This is a genomic window from Streptomyces sp. NPDC026538 (assembly GCF_055567535.1).
The window spans coordinates 370,337-390,076 of the sequence record NZ_JBVHQG010000009.1; the positions used below are offsets into that span (position 1 = coordinate 370,337).

18 protein-coding genes and 1 pseudogene are annotated in these 19,740 nt (G+C 70.9%); 15 read left to right on the forward strand and 4 right to left on the reverse strand.

All coding sequences use genetic code 11. The features are described from left to right. Nucleotides 1–27: 27 nt before the first annotated feature. A complete protein-coding gene (locus tag ACZ4N4_RS33260) occupies nucleotides 28–753 on the reverse strand; it encodes a 3'-5' exonuclease (RefSeq protein WP_450759022.1) in 726 nt (241 codons plus the stop codon). A gap of 169 nt (nucleotides 754–922) precedes the next feature. Here ACZ4N4_RS33260 and ACZ4N4_RS33265 point away from each other — a divergent pair, with 169 nt between their 5' ends. The 3 genes from ACZ4N4_RS33265 (at nucleotide 923) to thrS (ending at nucleotide 4,799) form a co-directional block, all read left to right on the forward strand. After that, nucleotides 923–1,489 (forward strand): DUF4365 domain-containing protein, encoded by a 567-nt coding sequence (locus ACZ4N4_RS33265; RefSeq protein WP_089103211.1) that lies wholly within the window; start codon nucleotides 923–925, stop codon nucleotides 1,487–1,489. Beyond that, nucleotides 1,486–2,712, forward strand: coding sequence for a hypothetical protein (locus ACZ4N4_RS33270; protein ID WP_467595747.1), 1,227 nt, complete (start codon nucleotides 1,486–1,488; stop codon nucleotides 2,710–2,712). Before ACZ4N4_RS33265 ends, ACZ4N4_RS33270 begins: the two co-directional genes overlap by 4 nt. A gap of 110 nt (nucleotides 2,713–2,822) precedes the next feature. Continuing rightward, the gene (gene thrS, locus ACZ4N4_RS33275) at nucleotides 2,823–4,799 is read left to right on the forward strand and encodes a threonine--tRNA ligase (RefSeq protein WP_453577205.1); all 1,977 of its coding nucleotides are present in this window, start codon (nucleotides 2,823–2,825) and stop codon (nucleotides 4,797–4,799) included. Between the two features lie 30 nt (nucleotides 4,800–4,829). Here thrS and ACZ4N4_RS33280 read toward each other — a convergent pair whose 3' ends face one another. Beyond that, on the reverse strand, nucleotides 4,830–5,489 hold the full coding sequence (locus tag ACZ4N4_RS33280) for a potassium channel family protein (RefSeq protein WP_467595751.1): 660 nt from the start codon (nucleotides 5,487–5,489) through the stop codon (nucleotides 4,830–4,832). Nucleotides 5,490–5,556: 67 nt separating this feature from the next. Between ACZ4N4_RS33280 and ACZ4N4_RS33285 the strand changes: the two genes are divergently transcribed. Next, on the forward strand, nucleotides 5,557–6,120 hold the full coding sequence (locus tag ACZ4N4_RS33285; protein ID WP_453577199.1) for an HIT family protein: 564 nt from the start codon (nucleotides 5,557–5,559) through the stop codon (nucleotides 6,118–6,120). A gap of 109 nt (nucleotides 6,121–6,229) precedes the next feature. Here ACZ4N4_RS33285 and ACZ4N4_RS33290 read toward each other — a convergent pair whose 3' ends face one another. Beyond that, a complete protein-coding gene (locus tag ACZ4N4_RS33290) occupies nucleotides 6,230–7,873 on the reverse strand; it encodes a hypothetical protein (protein ID WP_467595754.1) in 1,644 nt (547 codons plus the stop codon). 187 nt (nucleotides 7,874–8,060) lie between these two features. Further along, nucleotides 8,061–10,259: an elongation factor G-like protein EF-G2 gene (locus ACZ4N4_RS33295; protein WP_467595757.1), complete on the reverse strand. Its 2,199-nt coding sequence runs from the start codon at nucleotides 10,257–10,259 to the stop codon at nucleotides 8,061–8,063. 222 nt (nucleotides 10,260–10,481) lie between these two features. Between ACZ4N4_RS33295 and pgsA the strand changes: the two are divergent. The 11 genes and pseudogenes from pgsA to yajC all read left to right on the forward strand — a co-directional run bounded on the left by pgsA (nucleotide 10,482) and on the right by yajC (nucleotide 19,623). Further along, nucleotides 10,482–11,217: pseudogene (gene pgsA / locus ACZ4N4_RS33300) on the forward strand (phosphatidylinositol phosphate synthase). Further along, nucleotides 11,214–12,122: a phosphatidylinositol mannoside acyltransferase gene (locus tag ACZ4N4_RS33305; protein ID WP_453577192.1), complete on the forward strand. Its 909-nt coding sequence runs from the start codon at nucleotides 11,214–11,216 to the stop codon at nucleotides 12,120–12,122. The pseudogene pgsA and the gene ACZ4N4_RS33305 overlap by 4 nt, the downstream one beginning before the upstream one ends. Then, a complete protein-coding gene (locus tag ACZ4N4_RS33310) occupies nucleotides 12,119–13,279 on the forward strand; it encodes a glycosyltransferase family 4 protein (protein WP_453577189.1) in 1,161 nt (386 codons plus the stop codon). Before ACZ4N4_RS33305 ends, ACZ4N4_RS33310 begins: the two co-directional genes overlap by 4 nt. A 125-nt stretch (nucleotides 13,280–13,404) precedes the next feature. Further along, nucleotides 13,405–13,968: a LemA family protein gene (locus tag ACZ4N4_RS33315; protein WP_453577187.1), complete on the forward strand. Its 564-nt coding sequence runs from the start codon at nucleotides 13,405–13,407 to the stop codon at nucleotides 13,966–13,968. 127 nt (nucleotides 13,969–14,095) lie between these two features. Further along, nucleotides 14,096–15,001, forward strand: a complete 906-nt coding sequence (gene pdxS, locus ACZ4N4_RS33320) for a pyridoxal 5'-phosphate synthase lyase subunit PdxS (RefSeq protein ID WP_365796472.1) — start codon at nucleotides 14,096–14,098, stop codon at nucleotides 14,999–15,001. After that, a complete protein-coding gene (gene pdxT / locus ACZ4N4_RS33325) occupies nucleotides 15,001–15,603 on the forward strand; it encodes a pyridoxal 5'-phosphate synthase glutaminase subunit PdxT (RefSeq protein ID WP_453577184.1) in 603 nt (200 codons plus the stop codon). The genes pdxS and pdxT overlap by 1 nt, the downstream gene beginning before the upstream one ends. A gap of 52 nt (nucleotides 15,604–15,655) precedes the next feature. Further along, complete coding sequence (locus ACZ4N4_RS33330; RefSeq protein WP_365796468.1) at nucleotides 15,656–16,408, forward strand: YebC/PmpR family DNA-binding transcriptional regulator; 753 nt, start codon at nucleotides 15,656–15,658, stop codon at nucleotides 16,406–16,408. A 141-nt stretch (nucleotides 16,409–16,549) separates the two neighbouring features. Further along, on the forward strand, nucleotides 16,550–17,089 hold the full coding sequence (gene ruvC / locus ACZ4N4_RS33335) for a crossover junction endodeoxyribonuclease RuvC (RefSeq protein WP_453577181.1): 540 nt from the start codon (nucleotides 16,550–16,552) through the stop codon (nucleotides 17,087–17,089). Next, nucleotides 17,086–17,691 (forward strand): Holliday junction branch migration protein RuvA, encoded by a 606-nt coding sequence (gene ruvA, locus ACZ4N4_RS33340; RefSeq protein WP_453577178.1) that lies wholly within the window; start codon nucleotides 17,086–17,088, stop codon nucleotides 17,689–17,691. Before ruvC ends, ruvA begins: the two co-directional genes overlap by 4 nt. Before the next feature lie 27 nt (nucleotides 17,692–17,718). Then, the gene (gene ruvB / locus ACZ4N4_RS33345; protein ID WP_450759049.1) at nucleotides 17,719–18,786 is read left to right on the forward strand and encodes a Holliday junction branch migration DNA helicase RuvB; all 1,068 of its coding nucleotides are present in this window, start codon (nucleotides 17,719–17,721) and stop codon (nucleotides 18,784–18,786) included. Nucleotides 18,787–19,089: 303 nt separating this feature from the next. Next, nucleotides 19,090–19,623, forward strand: coding sequence for a preprotein translocase subunit YajC (yajC, locus tag ACZ4N4_RS33350; protein ID WP_453577174.1), 534 nt, complete (start codon nucleotides 19,090–19,092; stop codon nucleotides 19,621–19,623). The last annotated feature ends 117 nt before the right edge of the window (nucleotides 19,624–19,740 follow it).

Consider the following 19,740-nt stretch of genomic DNA (forward strand, 5'->3'; position numbering starts at 1 on the left):
GGCGCCGGATGGCCGGCGCCCCGCCCCTCACGCTGCCGTCGGCAGTTCCGGCCGTAGCGGCCAGTACGTGTTCACCGTCTCCGGTGTGCCGCTGCGCGCGAACCAGGCCTGCAGCCCGCGTGCCTGCGCCGCGTGCCACGTCGTCTGCAACGTGTGCAGCTCGGCGGGGCTCAGGCGCTCCAGCCGGGCCGCGAACCGGCGGCCCAGCGCTCGTATCAGATCCAGCGAGGCCAGTGCGTCGGCGGCCGCGTCGTGCGCGCCCTCCAGGGTGACCTCGTAGTGCGCGCAGAGGTCGGTCAGGGTGCGACGGCCCTTGCGGTAGCGGTCCAGATGCTTGTCCAGGACCCGCGGATCGAGGACGAGCAGGGGGCTCGTCTCGAACCAGCGGTCCAGTGCGGACGCCCGGTGCCGCCGCAACTCGCGGTCCAGGAGCGTCAGATCGAACGGCGCGTTCATCACCACCAGCGGGCGGTGCATCGCCGCATGCTCGGCCAGTTCCTCGGCTATCTCGTACATCACCGGCGCCGGCCAACGGCCGTTGCGCTGCAGGTGTTCGTCCGTCAGCCCGTGCACCGCCGTCGCCGCTTCCGGCACCGGCATACCCGGGTTCACCAGCCAGCGGGTCACCCGGGGTCGGGTGCCCGGGGCGTCCTGGACGACGACCGCGGCGGACACGATGCGGTCGGTCTCCACGTCCACGCCCGTGGTCTCGGTGTCGAAGGCCGCCAAGGGCCCCTCGTACCAGCACGTCATGCCAATACAACTCCTCGTTCACCCACGGCAGCTGACGTTCCGTCTTCTGCCCGTTTGGTGATACCCGGGCCGTTTGCGGCGTACGCCGGAAGGACACAACAGGAGTGCGGGTCTTTGCAGTTCAGCGGCCCGCCACGGGGAAACTCTTTGGCTGGGAAGGCTATTGGTCATGGCGATAGCGCAGCCCGAGCGGGGCGGGCTGCTGCCCGAACGCACGGGCCCCCATCGCGGCACACTCGCCACCACCGCCTGCATGGAGACTCTGCAGGTGGGTTATCTGCACGCCGTCGCCGCGGCGGCCGGCTGCTCGCTCTCACAGCCGTTCCCGGACAACGGCATCGACTGGCACGTCAGCCACGGCTCGCCCGGGCACACCGTCGACGACGAGGTGACCATCAAGGTGCAGCTCAAGTGCACGTACCAGATCGCACCCAACCCGCCGGGACGTTTCTTCTCCTTCACGCTGGACAACGACCACCTGCGCAAGCTCGCGCGCACACCGGTGTCGGTGCACAAGATCCTCGTGGTGATGCTGGTTCCGCGCTCCCAGGACGACTGGCTGCGCGCCAGCCACGACCGGCTCGATCTGCGCCACTGCTGCTACTGGGTCAACCTGGCAGGGCACCCGATCACCGGCCGCAACCGCACCACCGTGCGGATTCCGACCTCGCGCATCTTCGACGACCGGGCGCTCTGCGAGATCATGACGCGGGTCGGGACGGGAGGACGACCATGAGGCACCGTCCGTACGAGGAGCAGCTGAGGGAAGTCCGGCCGCATCCGGTGGACCCCCACTGGAACCGTCCTCCCGAGCCCACCGAGGTCGACCCCGCGGTGCTCGGCGCCCTGCTGCGCCGGCACGGCTGGCAGCGGCGCGGCGGAGCCCCGGGGCGTTACGGCCGCTGGACCCCGCCCGGGCCGGGCAACCCCGGCACCAGCCTGCTCGTACCGGAGAGCCGCGCCTTCCCGGACAGTGACGATCTGCTCGGGGAGGCGCTCACGGCTCTCGTGCGCAGCGGCACGCCCGCCGCGCGTGAGGTGCTGGTCGGGCTGGCGGTGCCCAGCGACGAGATCCGCTGGTGGCGGGATGTGCCGAGCGGGCCCGCGGACGTCACGCCCTGGACGGTCGAGGAACAGCTGCGCGCCGCGGCCCGGGGGACCCTGCTGGCCGGCGCGCTCGCCACGCGCGCGCGTGCCGGTTACTACGGCGCCCGGCACAAGCGTGCGGCCGCCGCCCTGCTGGAGTCCGTCCTCGTCGGCTCGGCGGAGGGTGGCCGCAGCCTGACCGCCTTCGTGCCCGTCGGCACCGGGCGGCCCCTCGCCGTCCGCCTCCACCAGGCCCTGTACGCCGCCCGCGAGGCCATCGACTACCAGCGGGCCACCGGCGGCATGGACGCATTCGACGGAGCCGTCGAGGCAGGTGTGAGCCGCGAACTCACCGACGCCCTGGTCACGCTCGTGCGCGGCACCGAGGGCGCCCGGATCTCCGTCGAGTGGGCACCGGGCGCCGGAGTCCCCGACGACTGCGCGTCCACCGTCGAGCCCGTCGAGTTCTCGCCGGGCGACCTGCCCGTGCTGCGCGAGGCCGGCGCCCGCTTCCTGCGCGACGAACCCTCCGTACCGGTCCGGATCACCGGCACCGTGGTCCGGATGCGCCGCTCGGAGCCGCGCGGCGAGGGCGCGGTACGGCTGCGGGTCATCGCCGGCGCCGAGGTGCCGTACGTCCGGGTCACCCTCGACGAGGAGGACTACCGGATCGCCGGGCAGGCCCACCTGGTCGGGCTCCCGGTGCGGGTGCACGGGCGGCTGGAGAGCCGGGGCGGGTTCCGGCGGCTGTCCGGCGCCTCCGGGGTCGTACCGGTGCAGGTGGACGAGGCCGAGCGGGACCGTCTGGTGAAGTCGCTCCAGGAGAACCTCGACTTCTTCGAGGAGGCGTGCAGTGGGGACGACTGCGACTGACCGCGGACTGTCGGTGACCGTTTAGCGGTCGGTGGGGCCGGGTCGGTACGATCCGGTATTGCGCGCGCTCCTGGTATGGCGCCGCGTTCACCTTCAGGCAGGAGAGACCGGTGTCAGACGTCCGTGTGATCATCCAACGCGATTCCGAGCGGGAAGAGCGCGTGGTGACGACGGGGACTACGGCCGCCGAGCTCTTCGCCGGCGAGCGCTCGATCATCGCCGCGCGTGTGGGCGGTGAGCTCAAGGACCTCGCGTACGAGGTGAAGGACGGCGAGACCGTCGAGGGTGTCGAGATCTCCTCGGAGGACGGTCTGGGCATCCTGCGGCACTCCACCGCGCACGTCATGGCGCAGGCCGTGCAGGAGCTCTTCCCCGAGGCCAAGCTGGGTATCGGCCCGCCGGTCAAGGACGGCTTCTACTACGACTTCGACGTCGAGAAGCCCTTCCACCCCGATGACCTCAAGGCCATCGAGAAGAAGATGCAGGAGATCCAGAAGCGCGGGCAGAAGTTCTCCCGCCGTGTGGTGACCGACGAGGCCGCCCGCGAGGAGCTGGCGAACGAGCCGTACAAGCTGGAGCTGATCGGCCTCAAGGGCTCGGCGTCCAGCGACGACGGCGCGGACGTCGAGGTCGGCGCCGGTGAGCTGACGATCTACGACAACCTGGACGCCAAGACCGGTGAGCTGTGCTGGAAGGACCTCTGCCGCGGCCCCCACCTGCCGTCCACCCGCCTCATCCCGGCGTTCAAGCTGATGCGCAACGCGGCCGCCTACTGGCGCGGCAGCGAGAAGAACCCGATGCTCCAGCGCATCTACGGCACCGCCTGGCCGTCCAAGGACGAGCTCAAGGAGTACCTCGACTTCCTCGCCGAGGCCGAGAAGCGCGACCACCGCAAGCTGGGCAACGAGCTGGACCTGTTCTCCATCCCGGAGCAGATCGGCTCCGGTCTCGCCGTCTTCCACCCCAAGGGCGGCGTCGTCCGCCGGGTGATGGAGGACTACTCGCGCCGACGGCACGAGGAGGAGGGCTACGAGTTCGTCTACACCCCGCACGCCACGAAGGGGAAGCTCTTCGAGACGTCCGGACACCTGGACTGGTACGCCGACGGCATGTACCCGCCCATGCAGCTCGACGAGGGCGTGGACTACTACCTCAAGCCCATGAACTGCCCGATGCACAACCTGATCTTCGACGCGCGCGGCCGCTCCTACCGTGAACTGCCGCTGCGGCTCTTCGAGTTCGGGACCGTGTACCGCTACGAGAAGTCGGGTGTCGTGCACGGCCTCACCCGGGCCCGCGGCTTCACCCAGGACGACGCGCACATCTACTGCACCAAGGAGCAGATGGCGGAGGAGCTCGACAAGACGCTCACCTTCGTCCTGAACCTGCTGCGCGACTACGGCCTCACCGACTTCTACCTGGAGCTGTCAACCAAGGACCCGGAGAAGTTCGTCGGCTCCGACGAGGTATGGGAGGAGGCGACCGAGACGCTGCGCTCGGTCGCCGAGAAGCAGGGCCTCCCGCTCGTCCCCGACCCGGGCGGCGCCGCCTTCTACGGCCCGAAGATCTCCGTGCAGACCAAGGACGCCATCGGCCGCACCTGGCAGATGTCGACCGTGCAGCTCGACTTCAACCTGCCCGAGCGGTTCGACCTGGAGTACACCGCCGCCGACGGCTCCAAGCAGCGCCCGGTGATGATCCACCGCGCCCTGTTCGGCTCCATCGAGCGGTTCTTCGCAGTACTCCTGGAGCACTACGCGGGCGCCTTCCCGGCGTGGCTGGCGCCGGTCCAGGCGGTCGGCATCCCGATCGGCGACGGGCACGTCGAGTACCTGCAGAAGTTCGCGGCCGAGGCCAAGAAGAAGGGCCTGCGGGTCGAGGTCGACGCGTCGTCGGACCGGATGCAGAAGAAGATCCGCAACGCCCAGAAGCAGAAGGTGCCCTTCATGGTCATCGCGGGCGACGAGGACATGACGGCCGGCTCGGTCTCCTTCCGCTACCGCGACGGCTCGCAGGAGAACGGCATCCCGTTCGAGGAGGCCATCGCCAAGATCGCGCAGGTGGTCGAGGAGCGGACCCAGGTCTGATCCCACCCGGCGTCGAGGGGCCCTCGGAGATCAGTTCTCCGGGGGCCTTCTCTCGTCCTCGTTCCGCGCGAACCGCTGCAGCATCCAGGACGAGAACGACCCCGTGACCGTGCCCAGCAGTGCCAGACCGCAGGCCATCAGCCCCACGGCGATGAACCGCCCCAGGGTGGTCACCGGGACGTAGTCGCCGTAACCGACCGTGGAGAGGGTCGAGCACGTCCACCAGAGGGAGTCGCCGAAGGTGCGGATCGTGGCGTTCGGGGCCGAGCGTTCGACCTGGTAGACGGCGAGGGCGCCCGAGAACCCCAGCAGTGAGATCGACAGCGTCGAGTAGAGCGCCACGCGCGCGTGCAGCGGGAGCCGGGGTTCCCCGCGCCGGCGCTGGATCGACTCGTAGGTCCGCACGACCCGCACCGGCCGCAGCAGGGGCAGCACCAGGACGAGCGTGTCCAGCCAGTGCCGCCGTACGAACCGCGGCCCCTCACCACTGAGCCGCCAGCGCACCGCGTAGTCGACGGCGAACATCGCCCAGGCCGTGTACATCAGCGAAAGGAAGAAGGCGTGCGCGGCCTTCGGCATCCCGGGCGCCAGCACATGCACCGCGTACGAGCCCAGGAAGACCAGTGACGCGATGCCGAGCGGGAGGTCGGCCCACCGCTGCCAGCGGGTCAGCCGGCTGTCGTCGTCCATCCGCCCAGCTTCGCCGCCGGTCGGCTTCCCCTGGCCCCGGCGACACGCCGCGAACGGGCGAAGCAATATGCTGCCTAGCATGACGAGTGAGCCGGAGCAGCAGATCGGAGTGGGGACGCAGGACGCGTTCCAGCGCCTGTGGACCCCCCACCGGATGGCCTACATCCAGGGCGAGAACAAGCCGACCGGCCCAGGAGCCGAGGACGGCTGTCCCTTCTGCGCGATCCCGGCCAAATCCGACGAGGACGGTCTGATCGTCCGGCGCGGCGAACACGTCTACGCGGTGCTCAACCTCTACCCGTACAACGGCGGCCATCTGATGACGGTCCCGTACCGCCATGTCGCCGACTACACGGACCTGACCGGCCCGGAGACGGCCGAACTGGCCGAGCTGACCAAGCAGGCGATGACCGCGCTGCGCACGGCATCCGGCGCGCACGGCTTCAACATCGGCATGAACCAGGGCACGGTGGCCGGCGCGGGCATCGCGGCTCACCTGCACCAGCACATCGTCCCCCGCTGGGGCGGCGACACGAACTTCATGCCGGTGGTGGGCCACACCCGGGTGCTGCCCCAGCTGCTGGCGGACACCCGCAAGATGCTGGCCGAGGCCTGGCCGGCGGCAGCATGATCAGCCCGTCCGGCGTTTGAGGACGAGGCCGTTCAGGCCGAAGCGGGGGTGTGGGGCGGCAGCCCCCGGGCGGCGCCTGCGGCCCCCCTTCGGCTCCGCCGCCGGAGGCTCACGCGTCGTACTTGTCCGCCTTCTTCGGTGTCGCGTCCTGCACCGCTCCGCTGAGGTTCCCCGCCCGCGAGTTGAACTTGTCGATGTCGACGTCGTGTTCCTTGAGGACACTGAGCGCGGCCCGGTGCACGGCCCTGAGTATCGGCGTGGCAGCGCGCAACGCGTCGTCGGCCATGAAGCGGTGGTCCCAGGGCTGGTCGGCCCAGGCGTGGCGCAGTCCGAACGGCTCGGGCAGGCCTACGGAGCCACCGAGCCACTTCAGCAGCGGCGGGTACCAGCTGATGGCGGCACGGGCGCCGAGGCGGACCACCTCGTCGGGGGTGACCAGCGGCAGCTTGACGGTCCGGGTCTCCCAGAACCGCACCGTCTTGGCGACCGTCCTGGTGGGGGCCTCGGGCTTGTCCTTGAACAGGCCGTTGACCGGGCCCAGGGCGTGTCCGGTGACCTCGATGCGGAGGGTCTCCTTCAGCACGGTCACGGTCGCCATCATCGTGATGATCAGGTCGCCGTTCCACAGGTACGGCCACTGCACACCCAGGTAGTGACGGTCGCCCTTGTCGAAGTGGTTGTTGTTGCAGATGTTCTCGACGTCCTTGGGGCCCACCTTGTAGTCGGTGCCCTCGGGCCTGGACACCGCCTTGGCGCCCGCTCCGACATGGGTGACGATCCAGTGCTTGACCTGGGGTTCGGGGAAACCGCCGGTCTTCAGGTGCTGCCGGTGCAGCACGCTCAGCTCCTTCTCGATCTCCCGGACGACCGTCCAGGCCCGGAACTCGTGGACGCCCTTGACCGGGTCGAGCGGGACCAGTTCCTCCGCGAGCACCCAGGAACCCCAGCGGGTGCCCATCCCGAGTATGCCCTTGGTGCCGGCGTAGAAGACCGCGTTGGACTGCTGCTCGGCGCTGAGCCGGGCCAGTGACTGGCGCAGCTGCTCGGCCGCGGCCTGGTCGGGGCTGGTCGGCACCGCCTCGGGGACCTTCGCGCCGACGCTGCCGCCGGAGAGCAGACCGTCCCAGGCCGCGCGCAGGTCCTGCGCGGTGCGCTCGCAGAGCCGCTTGGCCAGGTACCAGCCGACGACGGGGAGCACGATGCAGCCGCGCGCGTACCAGCCCCAGAAGCCGGTGAGAGGCATCCGGACCAGGAAGATCACGGCGAGCACGCCGACGGCCGCCAGCAGGGCGCTGCCGAGCCCGGAGACCTGCTTGTTGCCGGCCTTCAGCATGGACGCGCGGAGTTGGAAGACCAGCAGCCAGACCACCAGGCCGGGCAGGAACAGCACGCCGCACAGGAGCATGACGGCGGTCAGCCGCTGGTCGCGTTCCTTGCGGATGCGGTTGGCCGCCAGGCAGTGCTCGACGACCACCTGGGGTTCGCTGCCGAAGGACTGGATGAGCGGTTTGCGGTCGACGCCCAGCATGCGGTCGATGACCGCCTGGGAGTACGCCTCACCGAAGTTGGGCCGGAAGATCTTCGCCCACTTGCGGCCCGCGTTGACCGTGGACTGGTGCCACTCGTTGTCGGCCTTCTTGATCTCCTCCATCGGCGTGTCCCGGTAGGCCGCCGAGGCCAGGGCATAGGTCGGGGCCTGCGCCTCGCCGCCCGGCCTGGGCACCTGTGGCCCGAAGAAGTCCTCGAAGCTCATTCCCGCCCCCACTTGCCGCCGTCCCGCTCCTGCGGCCTTCCCGACTTCCGTACTCCGCACACCTGTTGATCAAGTACTCAGGGTATCCCCGGCCACCGACAACCGTCGGCGGACGGCCGAAACCGTCCGCCGAACACCCTTGTCGCCGGCTGCGACAACTCGTCGACCATCCCGACTATGAGGCCGACTACGAGGCCTCCTTGACCTGTTCGCGAATTTTCTCGGCGATCTGCGGTGGCATCGGCTCGTGGCGGGCGTACGAGCGGCTGAAACGCGCCGTGCCGTGCGACAGCGAGCGCAGGTCGACCGCGTACCGGCCGATCTCGAACTCGGGCACCTCGGCCTTGATCAGCGTGCGCCCGCCACTGGTCTGCTCGGTGCCGAGGACCCGGCCGCGCCGTCCGGACAGGTCGCTCATCACCGCGCCCACGTAGTCGTCGCCGACCAGCACGGACACCTCCGCCACCGGCTCGAGGAGATGGATCCTGGCGTCCGCCGCGGCCTCCCGCAGTGCCAGCGCGCCCGCCGTCTGGAAGGCGGCGTCGGAGGAGTCCACCGAGTGCGCCTTGCCGTCGAGCAGGGTGACCCGCACGTCGACCAGCTGGTAGCCGGCGGCGACCCCCTTGGTGGCCTGCGCCCTGATGCCCTTCTCGACGGACGGGATGAACTGCCGGGGCACCGCGCCGCCGACCACCTTGTCGACGAACTCGATGCCGGAGCCGCCCGGCAGGGGCTCCACCTCGATCTCGCAGATCGCGAACTGCCCGTGCCCGCCGGACTGTTTGACGTGCCGGCCGCGCCCGGCGGACTTGCCGGCGAACGTCTCCCGGAGGGACACCTTGTGCGGTACGACGTCGACCTGGACCCCGTACCGGCTGCGCAGCCGCTCCAGGGCGACGTCCGCGTGCGCCTCCCCGAGGCACCACAGCACCACCTGGTGGGTGTCCTGGTTCTGTTCCAGCCGCATGGTCGGATCCTCGGCGACCAGGCGGGACAGGCCCTGCGAGAGCTTGTCCTCGTCCGCCTTGCTGTGCGCCTGGATGGCCAGCGGCAGCAGCGGGTCGGGCATCTCCCACGGCTCCATGAGCAGCGGGTCGTCCTTGCCGGAGAGGGTGTCCCCGGTCTCAGCGCGGCCGAGCTTCGCCACGCACGCGAGGTCACCGGCGATGACATGGGTGACCGGGCGCTGCTGCTTGCCGAACGGCGTGGACAGGGCGCCGATCTTCTCGTCGACGTCATGGTCCTCGTGGCCGCGGTCGGCGAGGCCGTGCCCGGAGACATGGACCGTCTCGTCGGGGCGCAGGGTGCCGGAGAAGACCCGGACCAGGGAGACCCGGCCGACGTACGGGTCGGAGGCGGTCTTCACCACCTCGGCGACCAGCGGACCGCCCGTGTCGCACGGCTTGATGTCACGTGGCTCGCCGTCGATGGTGGTGACCCCCGGCGTGGGGTGCTCGAACGGGGTCGGGAACCCGCCCGTGACCAGCTCCAGCAGTTCCACCGTGCCGAGCCCCTGGCGGGCGCCGTCGGTGGCCGGGGCGGCGGCCAGCACGGGGAAGAACGCCCCGCGTGCCACGGCCCGCTCCAGATCCTCGATCAGCGTCTTGAGGTCGATCTGCTCGCCGCCCAGATAGCGGTCCATGAGCGTCTCGTCCTCGCTCTCCGAGATGATCCCCTCGATCAGCCGGTTGCGGGCCTCGTCGATGTCCGGCAGCTGGTCCGGCCCGGGCTCGGACTCCTTGCGCTCCCCGGAGGAGTAGTCGAACAGCTTCTGCGTGAGCAGCCCGACGAGACCGGTCACGGGCGCGTGCCCGTCCGGCCCCTGCGGGCCGTGCAGCGGCAGGTAGAGCGGGAGCACGGCGTCGGGGTCGTCGGCGCCGAACGCCTCGGCGCACACCCGGGTCATCTCCTCGAAGTCCGCGCGGGCGGCCTCCAGGTGCGTGATGACGATCGCCCGTGGCATCCCGACGGCCGCGCACTCCTCCCACACCATCCGGGTCGAGCCGTCCACCCCGTCCGAGGCCGAGACGACGAAAAGGGCCGCGTCCGCCGCGCGCAGACCGGCCCTCAGTTCACCGACGAAGTCGGCGTATCCCGGGGTGTCCAGGATATTGATCTTGATTCCGTTCCAGTCGACCGGTACCAGTGACAGCTGTACGGAGCGCTGCTGCCGGTGCTCGATGTCGTCGTAGTCCGAGACCGTGCCGCCGTCCTCCACCCGGCCCGCCCGGTTCACCGCTCCCGCGGTCAGCGCGAGAGCCTCCACCAACGTGGTCTTGCCCGATCCGGAGTGGCCGACCAGCACCACATTCCGTACGGACGCGGGGTGGTCGGCCGCTGTAGCCCTGCCGGCGGCTCCGGGGTGTTCCTTGACCTTGTCGCCCATGGCTATGCCTCCCGTGCACGGTGAGGTCTGTGTGGGCGCGGGCGAGCATGGCGGGCCGCGTGCGGTGGCGGCTCCGATGACGCCCGCGGTTATTCGAGCTTTCCACTCCCGTCACGGTGCGTCCATACGAAGGACGTGATCGTGCCCGCGGGGCCCTCCGCGCGCCGCCACCGGTGCCCTCTGCGAGTGCCCGCCCGTCGCACACACGCGCGCGTGGCTACGATGGGCCAGCCGGGGTGGCCAGCAGGGGCCACACGGCGCAACGACCGTCGGGAAGGCCATGCTGAACAAGTACGCGCGTGCATTTTTCACGCGTGTCCTCACACCGTTCGCCGCGTTTCTCATCCGCCGGGGTGTGAGCCCGGACACGGTCACGCTCCTCGGCACGGCCGGAGTGGTCGCGGGCGCGCTGGTCTTCTTCCCCCGGGGCGAGTTCTTCTGGGGCACGATCGTGATCACACTGTTCGTGTTCTCGGACCTGGTCGACGGAAACATGGCCCGCCAGCTGGGCCGCACCAGCCGCTGGGGCGCCTTCCTGGACTCCACCCTGGACCGGGTCGCCGACGGCGCCATCTTCGGCGGCTTCGCCCTCTGGTACGCGGGCAACGGCGACAACGACGTCCTGTGCGCCGTCTCCATCTTCTGCCTGGCCAGCGGCCAGGTGGTGTCGTACACCAAGGCGCGCGGCGAGTCGATCGGGCTGCCGGTGGCCGTCAACGGTCTGGTCGAGCGCGCCGAGCGCCTGGTGATCTCGCTGGTGGCGGCCGGTCTGGCCGGTTTCCACAAGTTCGGTGTGCCGGGCATCCAGATCCTGCTCCCGATCGCCCTGTGGGTCGTCGCCGTCGGCAGCCTGGTCACCCTCGTCCAGCGGGTCGTCACGGTCCGCCGGGAGTCCGCCGAGGCGGAGGCCGCGGCCGAGCGGGAGAAGGCCTCCCACGGGAGCGAGGCCGGGCAGTGACCGCCGCCGACCGGCTCACCGACGGTCTGTACGGGCTCGGCTGGAGCACCGTCAAGAGACTCCCCGAGCCGGTCGCCGTGCGCCTCGGCCGGACCGTCGCGGACCTCGCCTGGCGGCAGCGCGGCAAGGGCGTCGAGCGCCTGGAGTCCAACTACGCGCGCGTGCTGCCCGACGCGAGCCCGGAGCGGCTGCGCGAGCTGTCGCGGGCGGGCATGCGGTCGTACCTGCGCTACTGGATGGAGTCCTTCCGGCTGCCTGCCTGGAGCGAGGACCGGATCCGGACCGGTTTCGCGCCCAAGGACGTCCACCACCTCACCGACGGCCTCGCCTCCGGCCGGGGCGTGATCATCGCGCTGCCGCACCTGGCCAACTGGGACCTCGCCGGCGCCTGGGTCACCACCGAGCTGAAGACCCCGTTCACCACGGTCGCCGAGCGCCTCAAGCCGGAGACGCTGTACGACCGTTTCGTCGCCTACCGCGAGAGCCTCGGCATGGAGGTCCTGCCGCACAGCGGGGGCTCCGCCTTCGGCACCCTCGCCCGCAGACTCCGCGACGGCGGCCTGATCTGCCTGGTCGCCGACCGTGACCTGTCCGCCTCCGGCGTCGAGGTGGACTTCTTCGGCGACAAGGCCCGGATGCCGGCCGGACCGGCTCTGCTGGCCCAGCAGACCGGCGCGTACCTGCTCCCGGTGACCCTCTGGTACGACGACACCCCCGTCATGAAGGGCCGGGTGCACGCGCCGATCGACGTCCCCGAGTCAGGTGACCGGGAGTCGAAGACGTCTGTCATGACACAGGCGCTGGCCGATGCCTTCGCCACCGGGATCGCCGACCATCCGGAGGACTGGCACATGCTCCAGCGGCTGTGGCTCGCCGACCTCGACCCCGCGAAGGGGCCGTCGTGAGGATCGGTATCGTCTGCCCGTACTCCTGGGACGTGCCGGGTGGCGTCCAGTTCCACATCCGAGACCTCGCCGAGTACTTCATCCGCCTCGGCCACGACGTCTCCGTCCTCGCCCCGGCCGACGACGACACCCCACTGCCGCCGTACGTCGTCTCGGCGGGCCGCGCGGTCCCGGTGCCGTACAACGGCTCGGTGGCCCGCCTCAACTTCGGCTTCCTGTCCGCGGCGCGGGTGCGGCGCTGGCTGCACGACGGGGCGTTCGACGTGGTCCACATCCACGAGCCGGCCTCGCCCTCCCTCGGCCTGCTGACCTGCTGGGCGGCGCAGGGCCCGATGGTCGCGACGTTCCACACCTCCAACCCGCGCTCCCGCGCGATGATCGCCGCGTACTCGATCCTGCAGGCCGCCCTGGAGAAGATCAGCGCCCGGATCGCGGTCAGCGAGTACGCCCGCCGCACGCTGGTCGAGCACCTCGGCGGGGACGCGGTGGTCATCCCCAACGGCGTCGACGTCGACTTCTTCGCCGAGGCCGAGCCGCGCCCCGAGTGGCAGGGCGACACCATCGGCTTCATCGGCCGGATCGACGAGCCCCGCAAGGGCCTGCCGGTGCTGATGAAGGCCCTGCCCGAGATCCTCGCCGCCCGCCCGCAGACGCGCCTTCTGGTGGCCGGCCGCGGCGACGAGGAGGCCGCCGTCGAGTCCCTGCCCGCCGAACTGCGCTCCCGCGTGGAGTTCCTCGGCATGATCAGCGACGAGGACAAGGCCCGCTTCCTGCGCAGCCTCGACCTGTACATCGCGCCCAACACGGGCGGCGAGAGCTTCGGGATCATCCTGGTCGAGGCACTCTCCGCCGGGGCGCCCGTCCTCGCCTCCGACCTCGACGCCTTCGCCCAGGTCCTGGACCAAGGGGCGGCGGGCGAACTTTTCCCCAACGAGGACGCGGACGAACTGGCTCAGGCGGCGGTACGGCTCTTGGCGGACCCGGAGCGCCGGGCCGCGCTGAGCGCACGCGGCAGCGTGCACGTGCGCCGCTTCGACTGGTCGACCGTGGGCGCGGACATCCTGTCCGTCTACGAGACGGTGACCGCGGGCGCGGCCGCGGTGGCGGCCGACGAACGCCCGGGGCTGCGGGCCCGGTTCGGGCTGGCGCGGGACTAGGGCCTGTCTGACGGCTGCGGCGCCGTCGTGGCCGGTCGCGCCCGCGCGGCGGTAGCCGCATGTCGGATACGGCCCCGCGCCCCTTCGGGGGCGCTCCCGCGGGCACGTCCTATAGCGTTCCGCCCGTGACCGCAACGCTCATCTGGAGCCTCTGGATCCTCGCCGCCCTCGTGGCGATCGGCCTGTACCTGAGCTGGACCGCGGGACGGCTCGACCGGCTGCACGCGCGCATCGACGCCGCCCGCGCCGCCCTCGACGCCCAGCTGCTGCGGCGCGCCTCCGTCGCCCAGGAGCTGGCGACCGCCGGGGTGCTGGACCCCGCCGCGTCGATCGTGCTGTACGAGGCCGCGCACGCCGCCCGGCAGGCCGAGGAAGACCAGCGGGAGGTCGCCGAGAGCGACCTGAGCCAGGCCCTGCGCGCGGTCTTCGAACATCCGCAGCAGGTCGAGGAGGTCCGTGCGGCCCCCGGCGGCGAGGCCGCCACCAGCGAGCTGGCCGAGGCCGTGCGCCGGGTGCCGATGGCCCGCCGCTTCCACAACGACGCCGTCGGCGCGGCCCGCCGGCTGCGGGAGCACCGCAAGGTCCGCTGGTTCCGGCTGGCCGGCCACGCCCCCTTCCCGATGGCCTTCGAAATGGACGACGAGCCGCCCGCCGCGCTGGCGGACCGCGGCACCGGACCGGCCGCCTGAGCTGCGGCCGGCCGGTCGCGGCAGGCCAAAAGGATCCACCGGCTTGCCATTGGCCCTTGCTGTGGACTGGTCCACTCGCGTTTCCTCGGTGTTTGCAGAAACCCTCTTTCACCCAGTGAGGTCACCCGTGTCCACCGTTGAGAACCAGGCCCCCGAGACCGGCACCGCCCGCGTGAAGCGCGGCATGGCCGAACAGCTCAAGGGCGGCGTGATCATGGACGTCGTCACGCCGGAGCAGGCGAAGATCGCCGAGGACGCGGGCGCCGTCGCCGTCATGGCCCTGGAGCGGGTCCCGGCCGACATCCGCAAGGACGGCGGAGTGGCCCGGATGTCCGACCCGGACATGATCGAAGGCATCATCGAAGCCGTCTCCATCCCGGTCATGGCCAAGTCCCGGATCGGCCACTTCGTCGAGGCCCAGGTCCTCCAGTCGCTCGGCGTCGACTACATCGACGAGTCCGAGGTCCTCACCCCGGCCGACGAGGTCAACCACTCCGACAAGTGGGCCTTCACCACCCCCTTCGTCTGCGGTGCCACCAACCTCGGCGAGGCCCTGCGCCGGATCGCCGAGGGCGCGGCCATGATCCGCTCCAAGGGCGAGGCCGGCACCGGCAACGTCGTCGAGGCCGTCCGCCACCTGCGCCAGATCAAGGGCGAGATCGCCAAGCTGCGCGGCTGCGACAACAACGAGCTGTACGCCGCCGCCAAGGAGCTGCGCGCCCCCTACGAGCTGGTCAAGGAGGTCGCCGAGCTCGGCAAGCTGCCGGTCGTGCTGTTCTCCGCCGGCGGTGTCGCCACTCCGGCCGACGCGGCCCTGATGCGCCAGCTCGGTGCCGAGGGCGTCTTCGTCGGCTCCGGCATCTTCAAGTCCGGCGACCCGGCCAAGCGCGCCGCCGCCATCGTCAAGGCGACCACCTTCTACGACGACCCGAAGATCATCGCCGACGCGTCCCGCGACCTCGGCGAGGCCATGGTCGGCATCAACTGCGACACCCTTCCCGAGACCGAGCGCTACGCGAACCGGGGCTGGTGATGACCACTCCGGTGGTCGGCGTACTCGCGCTCCAGGGCGACGTACGGGAACACCTCGTCGCCCTGGCCGCGGCCGACGCCCTGGCCAGGCCGGTCCGGCGCGCCGAGGAACTCGCCGAGGTGGACGGCCTGGTCATCCCGGGCGGCGAGTCCACCACCATCTCCAAACTGGCCGTCCTGTTCGGCGTGATGGAGCCCCTCCGCGCGCGCGTGCGGGCCGGAATGCCCGTCTACGGCACCTGCGCCGGCATGATCATGCTCGCCGACAAGATCCTCGACCCGCGCTCGGGCCAGGAGACGATCGGCGGCATCGACATGATCGTGCGCCGCAACGCCTTCGGACGGCAGAACGAGTCGTTCGAGGCGGCGGTCGACGTCAAGGGCGTCGCAGGCGATCCTGTAGAGGGCGTGTTCATCCGCGCCCCCTGGGTCGAGTCGGTCGGCGCCGCGGCCGAGGTGCTCGCCGAACACGACGGCCACATCGTCGCGGTCCGCCAGGGCAACGCGCTCGCCACGTCGTTCCACCCGGAACTGACCGGCGACCACCGTGTGCACTCCCTGTTCGTCGACATGGTGCACGCGAACCGGGTGACGGAGTCCTAGTAGGATCTCTGGCGTTCGTTGCAGAGATGGGTTACGCGAAGGAGACAGGCAGATGTCCGGCCACTCTAAATGGGCCACGACGAAGCACAAGAAGGCCGTGATCGACGCCAAGCGCGGCAAGCTCTTCGCGAAGCTGATCAAGAACATCGAGGTCGCCGCGCGGATGGGCGGCGTCGACATCGAGGGCAACCCGACGCTTTACGACGCCATCCAGAAGGCGAAGAAGCAGTCGGTCCCGAACAAGAACATCGACTCCGCGGTCAAGCGCGGCGGCGGTCTCGAAGCCGGTGGCGCCGACTACGAGACGATCATGTACGAGGGCTACGGCCCGAACGGCGTCGCGGTGCTCATCGAGTGCCTCACCGACAACCGCAACCGCGCCGCCTCCGACGTCCGCGTCGCCATGACCCGCAACGGCGGCTCCATGGCCGACCCGGGCTCGGTGTCGTACCTCTTCAACCGCAAGGGCGTCGTGATCGTCCCCAAGGGCGAGCTGACCGAGGACGACGTGCTGGGCGCGGTGCTCGACGCGGGCGCCGAGGAGGTCAACGACCTCGGCGAGTCCTTCGAGGTGCTCAGCGAGGCCACCGACATGGTCGCGGTCCGCACCGCCCTGCAGGACGCCGGCATCGACTACGACTCCGCCGAGGCCAACTTCGTCCCGACCATGCAGGTCGAGCTGGACGAGGAGGGCGCCCGGAAGATCTTCAAGCTGATCGACGCGCTGGAGGACAGCGACGACGTGCAGAACGTCTTCGCCAACTTCGACGTCAGCGACGAGGTCATGGAGAAGGTCGACGCGTAACGCCGCCGTGGGCCGAGCGATTTCGGCGGGCCGGAGGGACACGTCCCACCGGCCCGCCGCTGTTGTCGGTGGCACCGGATAGCCTGCACGAACTGGGGGTACCGCCCAGCGGTGGCTGGGGAGGACGACGGGAGGGGCGCGGTGCGTGTACTCGGGGTGGACCCCGGACTGACCCGATGCGGTGTCGGGGTCGTCGAAGGCGTCGCCGGACGGCCGTTGACCATGGTCGGTGTCGGAGTCGTCCGCACGCCCGCGGACGCCGAACTCGGCCATCGCCTGGTCGCCATCGAGCAGGGCATCGAGCAGTGGTTGGACGAGCACCGGCCCGAATTCGTCGCCGTGGAGCGGGTGTTCAGCCAGCACAACGTCCGGACCGTGATGGGCACCGCCCAGGCCAGCGCCGTCGCCATGCTGTGCGCCGCCCGCCGGGGCATCCCGGTCGCCCTGCACACCCCCAGCGAGGTCAAGGCCGCCGTCACCGGCTCGGGGCGCGCCGACAAGGCCCAGGTCGGCTCCATGGTCACCCGGCTGCTGCGGCTGGACGCGCCGCCCAAGCCGGCCGACGCCGCCGACGCCCTCGCGCTCGCCATCTGCCACATCTGGCGGGCCCCCGCCCAGAACCGACTCCAGCAGGCCGTCGCCCTGCACGCAGCCAACGCAACGAAAGGCCGTACGGCATGATCGCCTTCGTGAGCGGCCCGGTCGCCGCCCTCGCCCCGGATTCCGCGGTCGTCGAGGTGGGCGGGATCGGCATCGCGGTCCAGTGCACGCCCAACACCCTGTCCGGGCTGCGGATGGGTCAGCAGGCCAAGCTCGCCACCTCCCTCGTCGTCCGGGAGGACTCGCTCACCCTGTACGGCTTCGCCGACGACGACGAGCGCCAGACCTTCGAGCTGCTGCAGACGGCGAGCGGGGTCGGACCCCGGCTCGCCCAGGCCATGCTGGCGGTGCACAGCCCCGACGCGCTGCGCCGGGCCGTCGCCACCGGCGACGAGAAGTCCCTCACCGCCGTCCCCGGCATCGGCAAGAAGGGCGCCCAGAAGCTGCTCCTGGAGCTGAAGGACCGGCTCGGCGAGCCCCTCGGCGCCCCCGCGATCGGCGCGCCGGTCAGCCAGGGCTGGCGCGACCAGCTGCACGCCGCGCTGATCGGCCTCGGCTACGCGACCAGGGAGGCCGAGGAGGCCGTCACCGCCGTCGCCCCGCAGGCCGAGGCCGCCGGGGGCACCCCCCAGGTCGGCCAGCTGCTCAAGGCGGCCCTGCAGACCCTCAACCGCGCCCGCTGACCCCACCACCGCTGAGGCACATCACTTATGAACTGGGACGACACGACCGACACCGGCGCCGACGCGGAGCGGCTGGTGGGTGCTGTCGCCGACCGTGAGGACCAGGCCGTCGAGGCCGCCCTGCGCCCCAAGGACCTCGGCGAGTTCATCGGCCAGGAGAAGGTCCGCGAGCAGCTGGACCTGGTCCTGCGGGCTGCCCGCGCGCGGGGCGCCACCGCCGACCACGTGCTGCTCTCCGGCGCCCCCGGCCTGGGCAAGACCACCCTCTCGATGATCATCGCGGCGGAGATGGGCGCCCCGATCCGCATCACCTCGGGCCCCGCCATCCAGCACGCCGGCGACCTGGCGGCGATCCTCTCCTCCCTCCAGGAGGGCGAGGTGCTCTTCCTCGACGAGATCCACCGCATGTCCCGGCCCGCCGAGGAGATGCTGTACATGGCGATGGAGGACTTCCGGGTCGACGTCATCGTCGGCAAGGGCCCCGGCGCCACCGCCATCCCCCTCGAACTCCCCCCGTTCACCATGGTCGGCGCCACCACGCGGGCCGGCCTGCTGCCGCCGCCGCTGCGTGACCGCTTCGGCTTCACCGCGCACATGGAGTTCTACGAGCCGCGGGAGCTGGAGCGGGTGGTGCACCGCTCGGCGAACCTGCTGGACGTCGAGATCGACCCGGCCGGCGCCGCCGAGATCGCCGGCCGCTCGCGCGGCACGCCCCGGATCGCCAACCGGCTGCTGCGCCGCGTCCGCGACTACGCGCAGGTGAAGGCGGACGGACTGATCACCCGCGAGATCGCGCATGCGGCCCTGGCCGTCTACGAGGTCGACGAGCGCGGCCTCGACCGGCTCGACCGCGCGGTCCTGGAGGCCCTGCTCAAGCTCTTCGGCGGCGGCCCGGTCGGTCTGTCGACGCTGGCCGTCGCGGTGGGGGAGGAGCGCGAGACGGTCGAGGAGGTCGCCGAGCCCTTCCTGGTCCGCGAGGGCCTCCTCGCCCGCACCCCGCGCGGCCGCGTCGCCACCCCCGCGGCCTGGGCGCACCTGGGCCTGACGGCACCCCGGGGGACGGGACCAGGCCAACAGGACCTGTTCGGCACGTGACACCGGGCGGACGCCCGGACGTGCGTGCCCGGTCTGCGTGTCTGCGGCGGGATGTGTCCCGTCTCTCCCTTACCCCTGGCCCCCGTACTGGGCCGCCCGCCCCGCGGGGCCCGTGGGCAGACGTGATCTCTTCGTGACGGCGGGGCATTGGCGGGCGCAGGAACCCAGGTGCCATGCTGAGCGTTGTTCCATGCGCGCGGACTCGCTTAGACTCCGCCGATGCTGCCTTTGCGGGCGGCGCCGACCACACCCCCATCATCCAGGCCGCTCACCGCCGCGGCTGCGCGAAGGAAATTCCGTCTCGTGAATACCTTGCCTCTTCTCTTCTTCATCGTCCTTATCGCAGCCATGTTCCTGATGACGCGTTCCAACAGGAAGCGCCAGCAGCAGGCGAAGCAGATGCGGAACGAGATGCAGCCCGGCAGTGGCGTCCGCACCATCGGGGGCATGTACGCGACGGTCAAGGAAGTCAACGAGGACACGGTCCTCCTCGACGCCGGCCCGGGCGTCGACCTCCTCTTCGCGAAGAACGCGATCGGCGCCGTGCTCACCGACGACGAGTACAACCGCATCGTGCACGGCATCGAGCACGACCTGAAGTCCGACACCGACATCGTTCCGGACGACGCCTCCTCCCTCACCGAGACCGACGACGAGCCCGCCGGCGCTGCCGCCGCCTCCGGCGACAAGGCCGTCGACTTCGGCAAGAAGGACGTGGCCGAGGAGAAGGCCGACGAGAAGGCCGAGGACACGGTGGAGGCCAAGGAGGCGGAGCCCACCGAGGCGAAGGCCGACGAAGAGCCGAAGAAGACCGACGGCGACTCCGACGCGAAGTAGCCGTGTCCCGGGGAGCACGGCGCGCATCACCCGCGCCGGACGCACCCCGGGCGCGTCTGTTTCCCGGACGGGATCCCGACACCATGTCATGGCCGACCGCGCCGACCAGGCGCGCGG